This window comes from uncultured Aquimarina sp., assembly GCF_947500065.1.
In the GTDB taxonomy this organism is placed as follows: Bacteria; Bacteroidota; Bacteroidia; order Flavobacteriales; family Flavobacteriaceae; genus Aquimarina.
The window spans coordinates 518,863-535,814 of record NZ_CANMQT010000004.1 but is presented as its reverse complement, the minus strand read 5'-3'; the positions used below and the strand labels follow the sequence as shown (position 1 = coordinate 535,814).

The window sequence follows — 16,952 nt, the reverse complement described above, 5'->3', positions numbered from 1 at the left end:
ATGTTTATGTTTAAAATTACGGCAATAATCCAGTAATTTGTGTGGTATCAGTAATTATACTGTCTTTTTCTTTATTATCGTTATTTGCTAAACGAGTATTTTTTTTGCTATCAGTAGTAAAACCATTCTTGATCATCAAAGCCTTGTAGAAATCAGTTTTAGTCTCAGTAGTTGCCGTTTCAATTTTTTTGATTTTGATATCAAAATTATTTACTGCTACCAAAGTTTCATAAAAATCAACCTTAGTGCTCTTAACCGTGTTGTTTTCTTCTTTGTTTATCTCTATAGATGCAGTATCCTGAGCGATTATATTAGAAAAAGAAAATAAAACGATTATTGTAAGAATGATAGTTTTCATATTGTTTGGGGCTTAATGAAGTTACTACTTGATTTGTAACAAATTTACACTGAAATGGTTAGTCATAAAAATGATTTCAAATCTTTTAGATGAAGACATCCTTTATATCGATAAACAACACAATTTTTACGGTTTTACCGTATTTTTTATTAAGCATTTTATTAGGTGTAGACTGTTTTTAATTACATTTTCTGATTGAAAATGTGCTATTTACGCTAATAATTGAGCGAATTTAAAAGAGGAGTACATCTTTTGTTTGTAAGATAAATATGATTTAAAAATAGTTAAAGTGTAGTTGTTTTTGTGAATCAATAATAGGAGCATTTTTCTGGGTTTGGTTACTTGTAGACCATGGCTCCTCCTTTTATAAAAATTTCAAATAGGTCGTTAATAACATCTATAGGTATTTCAATACCATATTCCGCAAACATAGCATCTCGTATGTCAACTAATGACCTTTTACCATTTGTGTAACTGGCAATCGTATTTTGGAAATCATAAATGCGTAATTCTCCAACTTCTTGTTCTCTTAGTTCACTTAATACATTGTTAATCCCTTTTTGTACATCCTTATAATTAACAGACGTTACATCTTTAATGGTCGATAATGCAGCATAATATGTTACTAACTCCTTACCAGCTACTCTTTGTGGGATTAATAGTGAAGCTTCTTTTTCGTTAGCAGATAAAGAGAAAGTTTTTTTTGAAGTTGCTTTCTTTTTGGCGGTACGTCTTAATTGATTTAAAGTTAATTTTTCTTTTTCATTATATAAATCAATTTTTTGCCGAATGTTATTTGTTTTATCTTTTCCTTGACTTAAAATAAGACAGGATTGAAGAGCTTTACGTTCTCTCTCGTATCCAAATTGTATTATTTTTTCTGCAAAATAAGAACTCTTAGTTATTGTAGTATTATCTGCTAATAGGATGATTTTTTTAGCTTTAAATTCATCATCTTGCAGGCGTTTTATTCCGTATAATTCTACTAAATCAGTAATGTGCTGTAATTGTGATACATCTGTATAAGCAGTCATAAGTAAAGAGGCTAATCCAGAAAATACAACTCTATGTAGTTGAGTAGGATCTACCTTGTCTGGAGTGTCTTCGCTTGAATGATAAAAATTATCGGGCCAGGTTCCGAATGCAATCCCTGGAATACCGAAATCATTAAAAATTTGATGATCAGATCCTCTAGTATATGGTTGGTTATGTACATTGACATGATTTCTGGTTCCATTTATAGAAATGATATGAAAATCTTTTCTTTTGGGATATCTGGAATTATTATATTTATTAAGAAAGTCGACAATAGACATAGAATATGCATTAACAAAAGAAGCATTCCAATCAGGAGTAAAACTAACATCAAAAGAAGAATTTGTTTTAGTTAAATTTGCCCCAAGCATATCCATATTTAGGTTCAGAATTATTTTTTTTGAGTCATTTGCGTGTCTAGAAAACCAAGCTTCTGTTCCTGAAAATTCCGGCAACCATAGAAAACGTATTGTTCTAAGAGGTCGATCTATCTGTTTTGTTTTTATAAGATGATTTAAGGTGCGGATCATTTCCAGACTTACGGCACTTCCTGAAGCATTATCGTTGGCACCAGGTTTATAATGATCAATATGTGCAGTAATCACTATTTCTTCATTTGGGTATTTAGAACCAGGAATAACACCACTTACTATGTTGAGCTCTCCATTACGATGTTCTGTTTCTATATCAGCAAAAAGGGTTACTTTTTTATTAGCTCTCATTACTTCTTGTAATTCCTTTGCTTTGCGCTGAGAAATCATAAAAGCAAAAGATTGTTTTTCTTTTTCGTCACTCATAGGCATACCACTCCAGCCAACTTGATCAGGAAAATCACCTTCTAAACGATTTGGTTTGTCCCAATAAGGAATAGAATAGTAGGATATGATACCAATGGCGCCTTTTTCCCAAATTGCTTTTCTGATAACTCGATATGGATTACTTGATGTGAGTACAATGTTCCCTTTTAGATCTTTGTCTTGATAATCTACATCCGAAACTCCAGCACCAATATCTACTAACTCCGCAGTTGCACTTGTGGAATAGCTATTAGTGGCCAATGACATTGGTAGGTCAGCATAAGAAGTGATTTTGAATTCGTAAGGCGACTTAGCCCATAGCTCCCCTTTTTTAGCAATCCAAAATGGATCCGAGCTTTTGCCAAAATATTCGGTTTTACCATCCGCAGCAAATTTTTCGATAGTTACATTTTGTAAACCGAATTCTTTTGCTTTTTTAGAAACCCACTCTGTTGCTGTGTTGATATCTTTGGTGTTTTGTTGACGATCCCAAGTAGATATTTGCTGTACATAGTTATGAGCTCTGTCTCCAGAGCTATTATGGATAAGCATCCTAGTTGCATCATCAGTGATGATAAGACCAGTTTTAGGGCTGATAGGGCCAAATGGATCTATAGGTTTTTCTTGACTTAGGGAAATATTAGATATTAGCGATATAGAAATCACTAATACATTGAATATGTGGTTTTTCATTTTTGATTAGGATGTGAGTAAGAATGATGTATGTTTATGATTTGATTGACGAAAAAAGTAATTTACTTTTTGAGTAGCTAAATCTAAAACAACTTAATCAAATAAGAAACTATATAAACCCTAAATTCTTAAAATTAGTGTTCAAAATTTCTTGATCATTTACCTCTAGCCAATTGTTTAAAATAGTAGCATATACACTTCTGAAATCTACACTAAATTTAATATCACCATTATCATCTAGGTCTGATAAATTAGGGATTTCATTGTAGATCCCTGGTTTTTTAAGAGAACCGCCAATAGCAATTACATTATTGGCTGCTCCATGGTCTGTTCCACGACTTCCGTTTTGCTTGACACGACGACCGAATTCAGAAAAAGTAAGTATTAAGGTGTCTTTAAATCGATTGTTCTTTTTTAAATCTTTTACTAAAGCACCGATAGCTTCCGAATATATTCCTAATAATCTATCCTGACTGTTTAATTGGTTTACGTGACTATCAAAACCACCAAGAGAACTATAGAAAACTCTTGTCTTTAATCCAGAAACAATAAAATCGGCAATCGTTTTTAGATTTCTAGCAAATGCTGATTGTGGGTATGCGGTATCTGTTGTATAAATCTTAGAAGTTTCATAAATGTAAGACGCAGAAGAGTAGGTTTCTAGCATAGTTTTGTAGAGATATCCTTGATTATCTTCATCCAGCATATCTTTATGAGTATTGTTTACAAGATCATTAAAAAAAGGTTCTCGTGTTGTGCGATATAACTGATTGGGATCAGAAACAGCAATACCGTTCATCTTATTTCCCTTCATAGCGAGAGAAAGTGAATTATCTACTTCTATTGCTTGATACGGATGCTGGCAATTAGCATCGAGATATCTGCCTACCCAACCTGTTGATAAATACTGGTTAGTATCACTAGCCGTTTGCCAGATGTCCGTACTTCTGAAATGTGATCTGTTTGGATTTGGGTATCCGACATTATTAATAATAGATACCTCTCCTTGGTCATATAATCCTTTTAATTCTTTTAGCTTGTCATTAAATGCCAGATCATTCGTTATTTTTAAGGTTTGTCCTTCTTTTTTAGCAATAGAAGGCCTTAATCTATGGTATATGTCATTGCTGATTGGTATAATGCTATTTAAGCCATCATTTCCACCAGAGAGTTGAATGATAATCACGTTTTTGTACCCTGATAATTGATTAGGAGATAAGAATTCCATTCCTTTTAGAAAAGAAGGAACTAGTGATATTCCTGAAGCAAAAACTGATTGTTTTAAGAAATTTCGTCTGTCCATAATTTAAGGGCTTAGCAAAGTTGATATTCGGGTAAACTCATTAATTCAATAATAAAACTTTTGGTATTTATGGGATCAATTTTTGCAATCATAGTAGATGCGCTATTCGATAATGTGGGTTGTATTATGAAATCGATTAATTCTTTTTTGTCTTTTTGTTCTAAAGAAGTAAGGAAGTTTTCCCAATTTGGTGTTGCTTTTACTCGCTTCTCAATTTGAGTTTTCATCTTTTTATAAAACTTCTGTTTATTCATCATGGTTGTTTGGTCATCAGTATCATCATACTGTTCTATCACTCCGCTATTTAGTGTCACAGATGCTAATTTTAGACGAAGCATCAAGGTTGAGTTATCGATCCACGACCTTCCACCAGGCCAACCAGCTACATTGGGAGGAAGGAATAATGTTTGATTTAACTTTCGTTGCAGGTATAGAAGGACTTTAGGATCCTTGTATACAACCTGAAACGGTTTACTTAACCCAACAATCAATTCTATAGGTGATTTTATTTTTACTCCTATATTTTGAAATTCGTAAAACCAAGTACTCATCAATATTTTTCGCATTAAGATCTCTAGATTGTAATCGGCGTTGTAGAAGGTATCTGTTAATTCTTCTATGTGTTCTGGGTTTATCTTTTCATTTACAAAATATTTATAGATTTTTTCTGAGATATATTTAGCGGTTTGCTTTTGCTCCAAAAGAATTTTAATAACATCTTCTCCAGTAAGGTTTCCGGTTTTTCCTAAAACTGTTTTAGAATCAAAATCGTGATGATTTTTTCTAAATACAAAAGAACCATTCTTGTTAAAGTTCCAACCTGTAAAAGCTCTTGCTGCTTCTTTGATATCTTTTTCTGTATAACCATTATCTCTGCCTAGTGTGAAGAGTTCCATAACTTCACGTGCAAAGTTTTCATTGGGACTATTTTTTCTATTTTGCCTGTTATTTAGAAATGATAACATTGCTGGCGATTTAGAAACTTCCATTAGCATGTCTCTAAAGTCTCCTAATGCGTGTTTTCTAATTACATTATTGAGATGAAGACTGGCTCTTGGTGTTTTTAATCGAACCGCAAAATGATCGTGAAAAAATAATGTCATTTTTTCTCTGAGAGTTTGCTTAGTTTCTGCTAGCTGTTTTATCCAAAGTACATTGAGTTCTAACATTTTTTTATTCCGAACCTGTCGTAATTCCTTTCGTTCTTCACGAGATAGATCTCTTGGGTTTTTGAGTAAAGCTCCAAAATCAAGTGATAGGGGAGTCTCCTCTAGACTCTCTAAAAACAATCGATCTATCATTTGTTTTTTTGAAAACTTTCTAACGGATTTTAGCTCTGATGAAGAGATCCCAAAACCAGTTCTCCAATAAAGATGCTGTATTTGTTTATCTGATAAAGAAGTACTCATAATCACAGGCTTTGTATATATGACTGTGATTTAGGAAGAAGGTTTAATTAAGATTTTAATTTTTATGCTCTATAAGATCCCATTTATTGCCATATAAATCTTCAAAAACGACAACGGTTCCATAAATTTCCTCTCTAGGTTCTTCAAGAAAAGACACTCCTTTGGATTTCATGTCATTATAATCTTTCCAAAAATCAGTAGTATGTAGGAATAAGAAAACTCTACCACCTGTTTGATATCCAATCGCTTTTTTCTGTTCTTGAGTAGCAGCTTCTGCTAGTAGAATTGTAGTTTCAGAACTGTTTTCAGGAGCAATGGTAACCCAACGTTTTTTATCATTTAGTTTAATGTCTTCAATAAGTTTGAAGTTAAGCTTATTTACATAATAATGAATAGCTTCATCATATTCTTTAACAACTAGGGTAATAGCTCCAATATTTCTTTTCATGATTAATTACAGCTTATTTCACTCAAAACAGCAGTTTCATTTATAGCATCATTTTGCGCTACATTTTCGGAAAAAAGAACAAATCTATCAAGCGCGTGAAAGGTAGATCTCGCAGAAACTTCCATTGTGTATATTCCAGATGTATCAAATTGAACAAAAATATCATGTGCGTCATTATCGCTGGTAGAGGATTGCCATTTCCATTGTTCTGCAGCACCGCTTTTGTAAATTTTAAACCAACCATCTTTACTAGAACCATTTGGAGTAGGGGATTGATTTGTATCTGCGGGATATACAATACTCTCTCCTTTTTTACCATAAAAACCAGAAGCATCAGCAAATCGTAACCATGAGTCATTATGTTCGGATCCAGAAGTGCCGTTTGTTACTCTAGATCTCCAGATAAATCTGTAAGTGCTTGGATTGTTGATTTTTATTTTATAGGTAAGAAGACCATTACCTGGAGTATTCAAAAATTGGTCTCCGGTCCAAACTAGATAGTTTGTTCCTAGAAATCCAGTAATTGTGTTTTCTTTTATCCAATCATTGTGATCCGAAATGCTTTCAAATTCGACAGCAATCAAGCCATCTTTTTCTTCATAAATAATACTGTCAGAATCCAGACAACCTACTGGATCTATAGTGTTATCGTTTGATTCATCACTGCTGCAAGAGTAAAAAATCACAGCCATAGAAAAGAATAACAATAATTTATATGCACTAGATATAGTTTGCATAGGTATGGGTTTTGGGGATTTGGCGAATTTTATGTTTTTTTGACAATTACGGTATCAGGTACTAACCCTGTATAATCACCATTGTTTCTAATAACATCACGAACAATAGATGACGAAATATAACTTTTCCCAGAGGAGGTAAGTAGAAAAACAGTTTCTATTTCTGTTAGTTTTCTATTTGTGTGGGCAATAGCTTTTTCAAATTCAAAATCTCCGGGATTTCTAAGACCTCGGAGAATGAAATTAGCATCCTGTTGTTTACAAAAATCTACCGTAAGCCCTTTATAGGTCATTACTTTAATTTTGGGTTCACCTTTGAAGGCTTCTTCAATAAAATGCTTTCGTTCTTCTAAAGAGAACATATATTTCTTTTCAGAATTTACTCCAATAGCAAGGATAACTTCATCAAAAAGAGTCAATCCTCTTTCGATAATGTCGTAATGTCCTAGAGTGATAGGGTCAAATGAACCTGGAAAAACAGCTCTTCTCATAAGTGATTTGTAATTATTTATATAAAGATAGGTAAAGTTACACGTTAAAAATTAGTTTCATCTCTAATTTTAGATGTGTTTTAACTGCCTGTTTTTATTGCTTCTTCAATGGTATTGGTTAGTAAATCTGATAAACTAATGCCAGCAGCAATTGCTTGTTGAGGTAAGATGCTAGCTTCGCTAAATCCGGGATTGGTGTTCATTTCCACAAAATGAGGTTCTCCATTATGAAAAATATATTCGCTTCTGGAGAAACCTTTCATTTTAAGTATTTGATATATTTTCAAAGCTAAATCTTTTACTTTTTTTTCATCTTCTTCATTAAGTCTAGCGGGTGTTATCTCTTGAGATTTCCCTAAGTACTTTGCTTCATAATCGAAAAATTCATTTTCAGAAACAATTTCAGTGATTGGTAGCACTGTATCTTTTCCTTTATAAGTAATCACACCTACAGAAACTTCTGTTCCACTTAGAAAAGATTCAATAATTATTTCATCATCTTCCTTGTAAGCTACATCAATTGCAGGGAGCAATTCTTCTTCGGTTTTAACTTTAGAGACTCCATAGCTGCTTCCAGCCTTGTTAGCTTTTACAAAACAAGGTAAACCTACCGTGTCTAGTATAGCTTTGGCATTGATTGCATCTCCTTTATTTAAAAAATAATTTTTAGCAGTTGGTATGTCATAAGGTTTTAGAACACTGATACAATCTCTTTTGTTAAAGGTAAGAGCAGCTTGATAAAAATCACAAGCCGTTTGCGGAATACCGATCAACTCAAAATATGCTTGTAACAGACCATCTTCTCCTGGAGTGCCGTGGACAATATTAAAAGCTGCATCAAAATTGATTTTAGATCCATCTATATGTAGTGAAAAATCATTTCTATCTATGTCGGTTTTTTGATTTTTATCATCAACATAATACCAAGAATCTTTAGTTATATGAACGCGATATGGGTTGTATATGTCTTTGTCCAGGTGCTTGTATACTACATTTCCACTTTGGATTGAAATGTCAAATTCACTGGAGTAACCTCCCATAAGGATGGCAATATTTTTCTTCATTGAACATGGTTTACAAACAAAAATATCATTTATCTCACAACAAAAGCTAAAAAGTTTCCGTTTTTATATCTTTGCCGAAACTATCAATTGATACATGGATTTTATTAAAGGCCTTTTTAGATTTATTTGGAGCAAGACATTTCTTATTCAACTAGTAATTGCAATTGCGATGATTGCGATTTTATGTTTTGTAGCATTAAAGTGGTTGGATAGCTCTACCAATCACGATCAGCGAATTGTAGTGCCGAGTTTGAGCAAGAAGACATTAGATGAAGTAAAAACACTTGTAGAATCTAAGGATTTACGATATGAGGTTCAGGATTCTGCTAATTTTAATCCTGATTTTCCTAGATATTCGGTAATAGAGCAAAACCCTGTAGCCGGTAATATGGTTAAAGAAAATAGAAAAATCTATGTTACGCTAAATCCTTCAGGTTATCGTAAGATTGAGGTGCCGGATGTGATTCGTAAAACCAGAAGACAAGTAGAGCCAAGACTGGTGGCTCTTGGATTTAAGATAGGTTCGATTACTTATAAACCAGATCCTTCAGATCAGGTGCTTGAGCTTAGGTATAAAGGAAAATCTTTGAAACCAGGTGATAAAATAATGAAAACGTCGACGATTGATCTTGTTGTAGGTGACGAAAGCGGGAATCTTAGACTTTCTCAATAAAATTAAAAATACATAAATAACGTACTTTTGGAAGAAAACCCAGATATTGAAGATTTAGGACCTAATGAAGATGATCTATATGAACATCATCGTGTTGTAGCAGGAGCAGGGCAAATTCCTTTACGTGTAGATAAGTTTTTGATGAATTTTGTGGAGAATGCTACTCGAAATAAAATTCAGCAAGCCGCTAAGGATGGAAGCGTATTTGTTAATGACGTTGCGGTAAAGTCTAATTATAAGGTAAAGCCAAATGATGTTGTCCGGGTTTTGTTTTCACATCCTCCGTATGAGAATTTATTGATTCCAGAAGATATTCCGTTAGATATTGTATATGAGGATGATGTGCTATTAGTGGTTAATAAGCCAGCGGGAATGGTTGTTCATCCGGGACATGGAAATTATTCAGGAACTTTGATTAATGCTTTAATCTATCATTTTGATAATCTTCCTAACAATAGTAGTGATCGTCCTGGATTAGTGCATCGTATTGATAAGGATACTAGTGGTTTATTGGTAGTTGCTAAAACTGAAGAAGCTATGACACATTTGGCAAAGCAGTTTTTTGATAAAACTTCGGAGCGCGAATACGTGGCAATTGCTTGGGGTAATATGAATGAAGAAGAAGGTACTATTGAAGGTAATATAGGACGTCACCCTAAAAACAGGTTGCAAAACACTGTTTTTGAAGGAGATGAAGCTGATAAAGGAAAGCCAGCAGTTACACATTATAAAGTTATAGAACGCTTAGGATATGTTACTTTGGTTTCTTGTCAATTAGAAACAGGAAGAACACATCAGATCCGTGTGCATATGAAGTATATAGGCCACACTTTGTTTAATGATGAACGTTATGGAGGAGAAAAAATCCTTAAAGGAACCACTTTCACGAAGTATAAGCAGTTTGTAGAAAATTGCTTTAAAGTGCTGCCAAGACAAGCTTTGCATGCAAGGACTTTAGGTTTCATACATCCAGTAACCGGAGAAAAAATGAATTTTGAGACTTCTATTCCTAATGATATGCAGCAATGTGTAGAGCGTTGGAGAAAGTATGCTAAGAATCAGTTGGATACTTAGCGTATTGGAGTTCAAATAAAGAAATGGAAATATCTTTTATAGAAATTTTTACCCTAATAGGAATTATTCATGGATCCATTTTAGGGCTTATTATTCTGTTTTCCAGATTTTTCAAAAATAAAGATCATTCTTATTTAGCGTATACACTTGTAATATTATCCATTATTGGGATAAATAACTGGTTTTGGGATTTAGGAAGAAACCCGATAATCATTTCGATTTCGGATCTTTTTTTATGGCAGTTTCTATACCCGGTAACATTGTTTATTTTTTTTCTAAAGAAAGTAAAGCATCCGTTTGTAGAAATAAAGAAGCGTAAGCTTTTATATATTCCATTCGTTTTATTGAGTATTATAAATATTCTGATCTCTCTGGATACCATATTTGGATTGTATGAGATTACCTTGGTACACAAGAAAGAAATCATATTTTACTTCTATAAGGGAGTAAGTATCTTTTCAATTATTTTCCCGATTATTTTAATGTTTTTTTCAGCCAAGTTTGTTTTTTATGCTAACGCAAAAGTTGCTATTAAGTGGGTTAAATGGATCTGGATATTTATGTCTTTTTTAGAGCTTTATGGAATTGTTTTAGAAGGACATCGGTTTCTTTTTGGTTCTAAGATGCCTTTGACATTTTTATGGGTTGCAGTTTCAGTTTTTATGTATTGGTTAATTTATAAAGGACTATATCAATTTAAATTGTCTAATGAGCAGTATGAGATAAGACAACTTCTTGGGAGTTCTGCAAAAGATATAAAGTCTTTAATAAAGAATGACAGGAATCCATATATAGATCAGTTGATGATCCTTATACAAGAAGAACAGATACATCATAATCCTGATCTAAGTAGAGACTTGGTTGCTAAAAGATTGGGAATAAGTAGTGGTTATCTCTCACAGCAGATAAATACCAATTGTAGTATGAATTTTTCTGAGTTTATTAATCATTATAGAGTAAATGATATAAAACGGATGATTCTTGACCAAGATTTTGATAAGTATAGTTTGTTAGCTATTGGTATGGAGGCGGGTTTTAAATCTAAAACGACTTTTTATACTGCCTTCAAAAAAGAAACGGGAATGTCTCCAAATACGTTTAAAAAGGAACAAAAATAGGTTCGGATTTCTCAGAATCTTACAATCCTGAACATTGTGAATAATCATTCTTACTAGGTTTGACACTGTTAATAATCAAAACAGCAACAGATGTTTAAATTTAGTAAAACCTTTATTTCTTATTGCATTTTATGTGTATACAACTTTGGGATATTACAAGCTCAACAAAAAAGTATTGCTTTCGAAAATGTTAATGTTATTCCGATGAATAGGGAAGTTGTATTATATAATCAACGGGTGATAATTGTAAATGGAAGAATATCCAAAATTGAACCAGTTTCGGCTAAAATCACGGAAGATGTAGATAGTGTTATCTATGCTAAAGATAAATATCTGATTCCTGGTTTAGCAGAAATGCATTATCATTTGGAAAACAATGCACAAAATGAATTCAAATTATTGATAGCCAATGGTGTCACTACAGCTAGAAATATGGCAGAGTATGAAGGTCAAGATCAAATAAAAATAAGAGAGCAAGCTAATATCAACAAAATATTGGCGCCTTATTATGTGACTTCTGGACCGTATCTTAAAGCAGGAGATTTACAAACAATTGATGATGTTGTAAATATGGTGAAAATGCACAAAGAGAGAGGATATGATTTTCTGAAAATAGCAGATAACTTACCGAAAGAAATGTATCTGAAACTTATAGAAGAGACAACAAAACATAATATTCCTATTATTGGACATGGTCAAAGAAAGCTACCTTTAGAATATTCACTTAAAATGAAATCAATCGCCCACATAGAAGAATTCATGAATATTTTTAGTTCTGAACAAAAAGAAGATCCTAAATATCTTAAGCAAGCCGCGATCAAAATAAAAAAAAGTGGCGTTTATGTTTCGCCCACTTTAGGTATTTTCGAAATGATTGGTCGATATGCTGATGATCAGAAATTTGAGGTTTTGAAGAAAAGCGATGAAATAAAATATCTTCCAGAAAAATATGCTGCTTATTGTATGTCTGACAGCATTCATTATAGAACCAATTCCTGGTTTACAGCTCCAGAATCCCTGGTTAGACTGCAAAAAGAGCTACAATGGCAAAAGAAGTTTACTAAGATATTAAGTGATGAAAATGTTTCATTATTGGCAGGAAGTGATACGTATGGATTGTTTTTGCCAGGTTTTTCATTACATAGAGAGTTGGAGTTGATCTGTGAAGCAGGATTATCACCTTATGAAACCTTAAAAACTGTAACGGTAAACCCTGCTAAATATCTAAATAGAGAATCAAGTGGTACTATTGCGGAAGGTAAATTTGCAGATCTGGTGTTATTGAATAAAAATCCATTAGAAAACATACAAAACACCAAAACTATTGAGGGAGTGGTGCTTAAAGGGAAATGGCTAGATAGAAAAACACTTGATTTGATGTTGAAGGATGTTGAGTATAAAGTAAAAAAAACAAAAAATTAGCAGATAAAATTTCTATTATGATTACTGGATTTCAATATTAAATAAATGTTACTAAATACTTTATTTTGAAATAAACAAGGAATGCTCAGGAAATAATATTATCTTCGCGCTTTAATTATTTATAATGAACAAAGGAACAGTAAAATTTTTTAATGACTCCAAAGGATTTGGATTCATCACAGAAGAAGGATCAAACAAAGACCATTTCGTACACATTTCAGGCTTAATCGACGAAGTTCGTGAAGGTGACGAAGTAGAGTTTGATTTACAAGAAGGTAAAAAAGGAATGAACGCGGTAAACGTGAAAGTATTATAATATACATATTGACTTTTTTAAAACATAAGCCTGTCCTTTTGGACAGGCTTTTTTTGTTTTCTTTGAATTTTAATCAAATATTAAGAACTATTAATTTGGTTAGTGTTGTTAATTATAGGTAGAATTAATTTTAAATAAAACCAATATAAATGAGTAAGATAGGAGTTATTGGAGCTACAGGAATGATTGGTCATCACGTCGCAAAAGCTATTACTGATAATACAGAAAACCAGCTAGTTGTATTACATAGAGAAACCTCCAATCTTTCCATTATTAAGGATTTAAGTTTTGAAAGTCGGGTCACAGATTTAAATGATGGTGATAGTCTAAAAAAGTCATTTGATGGATTAGATTATATTTTGAATTGTGGAGGGTATTATCCAACGAAGCCAAAGCCACTTAAAGTTGAAATTAATACAGCAGAGAATCAAATGTATAATTTCGTTAATGCAATTAACGAAAGCAATGTAAAAAAAGGGTTGTATTTAGGAGGCGCAATTGCAATCCCGCAATCTCTAGATGGAATAGGTAGTGAAGAGTCAATATATATTGAAAGTCCGCAAAATAAATCAGCATATGTTCAGGTTAAATGGATAATGGATAAAATAGCCAGAGAAGCTGCAGAATTAGGTACTCCTATTGTAATAGGTATACCTTCTATGACTTTTGGTGAGTTTGATTATGGTCCATCAACAGGGCGTTTAATAACAAACACAGTAAATCAAACATTACCTGGATATGTAGATGGTAATAGAAATGTAGTGTATGCGGGCGATGCGGCAAGAGGCCTATTGTTAGCTTGTCTGAATGGGAAAATAGGAGAGCGGTATTTAATCACAGGCGAAAATATATCGATGGAAGGTTTAGTTAAGAAAATAGTTCAAACCGCTAAACTTTCAAAAATGCCAAAAAAAGTTTCTTTACAACTTGCGAAAATGGTATCCAAGATTAAAATGACAAAATATAAAGTGTTTGGAGGTGAGCTTCCTTTGCTTAACGATACTGCCATTGCAGTAATGTCCGCTGGACAATTTCTTAATGGAGAAAAAACAAAAAGAGAACTTGGATATGAACCAAAAGTTTCTTTAGATGAAACGATTCAAAAAACCATTGATTGGTTTAAAAAAGAGCGCTATATATCATAATATTACTTAAAACGTTTTATCATATAGAACATTTCGATACCCGAATAGACAAGAATTACGTTAGTTGATTTTATTTATCAGAACACTATTGTATTTTTGAGAAAATAAAAGTTACCTGAATGAAAATTGTAATATCTCCAGCCAAATCATTAGATTTTGAAACGGCGTTACCGACAAAAAAATATACAGAGGCGTCTTTTTTAGCGGAAGCAGAAAAGCTAAATGCTGTACTTCAGAAGAAGACTCCTAAGAAATTGTCTGATTTAATGAGTATTAGTGATAATCTTGCACAGTTAAATTGGCAACGTAATCAGGATTGGCATCTTCCATTTACTAATGAGAATGCAAGACCTGCAGTGTATGCTTTTAAAGGAGATGTGTATATTGGATTGGATAGCTATACCATCCCAGAAGATAAGCTGGATTTGCTTCAAGATCAACTAAGGATACTTTCTGGTTTATATGGAATTTTAAAACCATTAGATTTAATGCAGCCTTATCGGTTAGAAATGGGAACCAAACTTAAAGTGGGACGTAAGAATAATTTATATGAGTTTTGGAAAAAGCAGGTAACTGAACAGTTAAATGAAGAACTCCAAGATGATGAGTTGTTTGTAAACCTGGCAAGTAATGAATACTTCAGCGTAATTGATAAAAAGGCATTAAAAGTTCCGATCATTACTCCACAATTTAAAGATTGGAAAGGAGACAAATTAAAGATGATTAGCTTCTTTGCTAAAAAAGCTAGGGGCATGATGGTGCGTTATATTATTGATACCGAAGCAGAAACAATAGAAGACTTAAAAGGGTTTAATTATGAAGGCTATAGTTTTAGTGAAGAACATACTGTTAAACCAAATGAACTGGTTTTTGTAAGATAAATTTTAGGTTATAAATTAATATCTTTTTCTTGGTAACACTAATGAGGCATTCAATTTCTATATGTGTCTAATTTTAGTATCTTCAGCGTTTATATTCTTTATATAAATCATTAGATGCAAAAAACCATTGATTTTCTCGATTGGATTGGTGAAAAAATGGGAACTCTGGTAAGTTGGGTTGCTGTTCTTTTGGCAATTGTTATTGGATTAGACGTCATCATTCGATATGTCTTTCAATTTACATTTATTTGGATGATCGAGACAGAGATCTATTTATTTGGAATTTTATTTCTCGTAGGCTCAGGATATACTTTTAAATATGGGAAACATGTTAGAGTAGATGTTTTTTATACGAAATTGTCTGAAAAAGGCAAGGCTTGGATTGACCTTTTAGGAGGCGCCTTTTTATTAATACCTTGGTGTTATGTAGTAATTGTTTCTTCCTGGTATTATGGGATGTCATCATTTATGATAAGAGAATCTTCTCCACAAGCAGGTGGATTGCCTGCATTATATGTGCTTAAGTTTTGCATCACTTTAGGTTTCGTGTTTTTACTGCTACAAGGAATTTCTCAGATGCTAAAATCAATTCAAATCATTTTTAATAGAGATAATTAATGGAGTTTTTAGCAATCATCTTATTTGTAATTATCTTTATTTTAATCCTGAAGGGATACCCAGTAGCTTTTACGCTAGGAGGTATTTCCGTTGCTTTTGCTTTTGGTGTCTCGATTTTCGCTCCAGAGTATTTTACTATGTCTACTTTTTATTTATTGCCTTCTCGGATTATGGGAGTGGTTAATAATTATGTTTTGATGGCAGTACCTTTGTTTATTTTCATGGGAATTATGCTAGAGAAATCAGGGCTAGCACAAAGTTTATTAGAAACTATGGCGATGATGTTTGGACGAGTCCGAGGTGGTTTAGCGATTTCTGTGGTAATAGTAGGAGCTTTGTTAGCTGCTTCAACCGGAATAGTAGGAGCTACTGTTGTAACCATGGGATTAATTAGTTTACCAACGATGCTAAAAAGAGGGTATAAAACAGAACTCGCAGTAGGAGTGATTGCATCTTCAGGAACCTTAGGACAGATTATTCCGCCTTCTATTGTTTTGGTGTTATTGGCAGATACAATCAATAGTTCCTCAAGAGGAGCGGCATCGGTAGATGTAGGAACATTGTTCTCTGCTGCTTTACTTCCTGGATTAATTTTAGTTGGATTATATATAGTGTATATATTAATAAAGTCATCAATTCATAAAAAAGATGCGCCAAGTATTCCTGCAGAAGAAATTGCAGCATTTAGAGAGCATAATTTTGTATCTAAGGTGCTTAAAGTGCTGCTGTTACCTGTTTTACTGATAGTTGTTGTGTTAGGTTCGATTTTTACGGGAGTGGCTTCTCCTACAGAAGCTTCTGCTATAGGAGCATTGGGAGCTACTATTCTAACCATTGTACAGAAAAAGTTTTCATTTAAAATATTAAAAGAAGTTGCACAAGAAACCACAAGATTAACGTCAATGGTATTTTTTATATTATTAGGAGCGACAACGTTTACACTAGTTTTTAGAACACTAGGAGGAGATCGATATCTTCAGGAATTGATTATGTCTTCTCAACTTACTCCTATGATGTTTTTGTTATTAGTGATGGTAGTTATTTTTATTGCAGGCTTTTTTATTGATTTTATAGAGATTGTATTTATAATAGTTCCTGTGGTGACTCCGATTTTTAATGCTTTTGATATGAATATGCTTTGGGTTGGGATTTTGATGGCGTTAAATCTGCAAACTTCATTTCTAACACCACCATTTGGATTTGCATTGTTCTATCTAAAAGGTGTAGCACCAGAAACGGTCAAAACCAGCCAGATATATCGAGGAATTATTCCTTTTATTATTATTCAGCTACTCATTGTTGGTTTGGTAATATTTTTTCCAGAGATTATTTTTAATTCGAAATAGAATAAAAATACTTTCATAAACTAG

Annotated in this window: 17 protein-coding genes; 9 read left to right on the top strand and 8 right to left on the bottom strand. The window is 32.9% G+C overall.

All coding sequences use genetic code 11. The annotated features are described in order from the left end of the window. Positions 1–16 precede the first annotated feature (16 nt). From Q0975_RS15170 to Q0975_RS15135, 8 genes are all read right to left on the bottom strand, one after another. On the bottom strand, positions 17–358 hold the full coding sequence (locus tag Q0975_RS15170) for a hypothetical protein (RefSeq protein ID WP_299438125.1): 342 nt from the start codon (positions 356–358) through the stop codon (positions 17–19). A 338-nt stretch (positions 359–696) separates the two neighbouring features. Then, positions 697–2,883: a M28 family metallopeptidase gene (locus Q0975_RS15165; protein ID WP_299438123.1), complete on the bottom strand. Its 2,187-nt coding sequence runs from the start codon at positions 2,881–2,883 to the stop codon at positions 697–699. 109 nt (positions 2,884–2,992) lie between these two features. Further along, positions 2,993–4,186 carry a DUF1501 domain-containing protein gene (locus Q0975_RS15160; RefSeq protein ID WP_299438121.1) on the bottom strand — a complete coding sequence of 398 codons (1,194 nt, stop codon included), beginning with the start codon at positions 4,184–4,186 and terminating at the stop codon, positions 2,993–2,995. An 11-nt stretch (positions 4,187–4,197) separates the two neighbouring features. After that, positions 4,198–5,595 carry a DUF1800 domain-containing protein gene (locus tag Q0975_RS15155; RefSeq protein ID WP_299438119.1) on the bottom strand — a complete coding sequence of 466 codons (1,398 nt, stop codon included), beginning with the start codon at positions 5,593–5,595 and terminating at the stop codon, positions 4,198–4,200. 55 nt (positions 5,596–5,650) lie between these two features. Continuing rightward, the gene (locus tag Q0975_RS15150; protein ID WP_299438117.1) at positions 5,651–6,043 is read right to left on the bottom strand and encodes a VOC family protein; all 393 of its coding nucleotides are present in this window, start codon (positions 6,041–6,043) and stop codon (positions 5,651–5,653) included. Between the two features lie 2 nt (positions 6,044–6,045). After that, positions 6,046–6,780 carry a hypothetical protein gene (locus Q0975_RS15145; protein ID WP_299438115.1) on the bottom strand — a complete coding sequence of 245 codons (735 nt, stop codon included), beginning with the start codon at positions 6,778–6,780 and terminating at the stop codon, positions 6,046–6,048. 29 nt (positions 6,781–6,809) lie between these two features. After that, positions 6,810–7,271: a pantetheine-phosphate adenylyltransferase gene (gene coaD / locus Q0975_RS15140; protein ID WP_299438114.1), complete on the bottom strand. Its 462-nt coding sequence runs from the start codon at positions 7,269–7,271 to the stop codon at positions 6,810–6,812. Between the two features lie 80 nt (positions 7,272–7,351). Continuing rightward, positions 7,352–8,335 carry a D-alanine--D-alanine ligase gene (locus Q0975_RS15135; protein WP_299438112.1) on the bottom strand — a complete coding sequence of 328 codons (984 nt, stop codon included), beginning with the start codon at positions 8,333–8,335 and terminating at the stop codon, positions 7,352–7,354. Between the two features lie 94 nt (positions 8,336–8,429). Between Q0975_RS15135 and Q0975_RS15130 the strand changes: the two genes are divergently transcribed. The 9 genes from Q0975_RS15130 (at position 8,430) to Q0975_RS15090 (ending at position 16,928) form a co-directional block, all read left to right on the top strand. Continuing rightward, positions 8,430–9,008, top strand: a complete 579-nt coding sequence (locus Q0975_RS15130; RefSeq protein WP_299438110.1) for a PASTA domain-containing protein — start codon at positions 8,430–8,432, stop codon at positions 9,006–9,008. 27 nt (positions 9,009–9,035) lie between these two features. Beyond that, positions 9,036–10,082: an RluA family pseudouridine synthase gene (locus Q0975_RS15125; protein ID WP_299438108.1), complete on the top strand. Its 1,047-nt coding sequence runs from the start codon at positions 9,036–9,038 to the stop codon at positions 10,080–10,082. Between the two features lie 23 nt (positions 10,083–10,105). Continuing rightward, a complete protein-coding gene (locus tag Q0975_RS15120; protein WP_299438106.1) occupies positions 10,106–11,200 on the top strand; it encodes a helix-turn-helix domain-containing protein in 1,095 nt (364 codons plus the stop codon). A gap of 90 nt (positions 11,201–11,290) precedes the next feature. Next, positions 11,291–12,622, top strand: coding sequence for an amidohydrolase family protein (locus Q0975_RS15115; protein WP_299438104.1), 1,332 nt, complete (start codon positions 11,291–11,293; stop codon positions 12,620–12,622). A 124-nt stretch (positions 12,623–12,746) separates the two neighbouring features. Continuing rightward, positions 12,747–12,938: a cold-shock protein gene (locus tag Q0975_RS15110; protein ID WP_299257466.1), complete on the top strand. Its 192-nt coding sequence runs from the start codon at positions 12,747–12,749 to the stop codon at positions 12,936–12,938. A 149-nt stretch (positions 12,939–13,087) separates the two neighbouring features. After that, positions 13,088–14,083, top strand: a complete 996-nt coding sequence (locus Q0975_RS15105; protein ID WP_299438102.1) for an NAD-dependent epimerase/dehydratase family protein — start codon at positions 13,088–13,090, stop codon at positions 14,081–14,083. A 119-nt stretch (positions 14,084–14,202) separates the two neighbouring features. Next, positions 14,203–14,964, top strand: coding sequence for a peroxide stress protein YaaA (yaaA, locus tag Q0975_RS15100; protein WP_299438100.1), 762 nt, complete (start codon positions 14,203–14,205; stop codon positions 14,962–14,964). Between the two features lie 114 nt (positions 14,965–15,078). After that, on the top strand, positions 15,079–15,582 hold the full coding sequence (locus Q0975_RS15095; RefSeq protein ID WP_299438098.1) for a TRAP transporter small permease subunit: 504 nt from the start codon (positions 15,079–15,081) through the stop codon (positions 15,580–15,582). Further along, complete coding sequence (locus Q0975_RS15090) at positions 15,582–16,928, top strand: TRAP transporter large permease subunit (RefSeq protein ID WP_299438097.1); 1,347 nt, start codon at positions 15,582–15,584, stop codon at positions 16,926–16,928. Before Q0975_RS15095 ends, Q0975_RS15090 begins: the two co-directional genes overlap by 1 nt. The last annotated feature ends 24 nt before the right edge of the window (positions 16,929–16,952 follow it).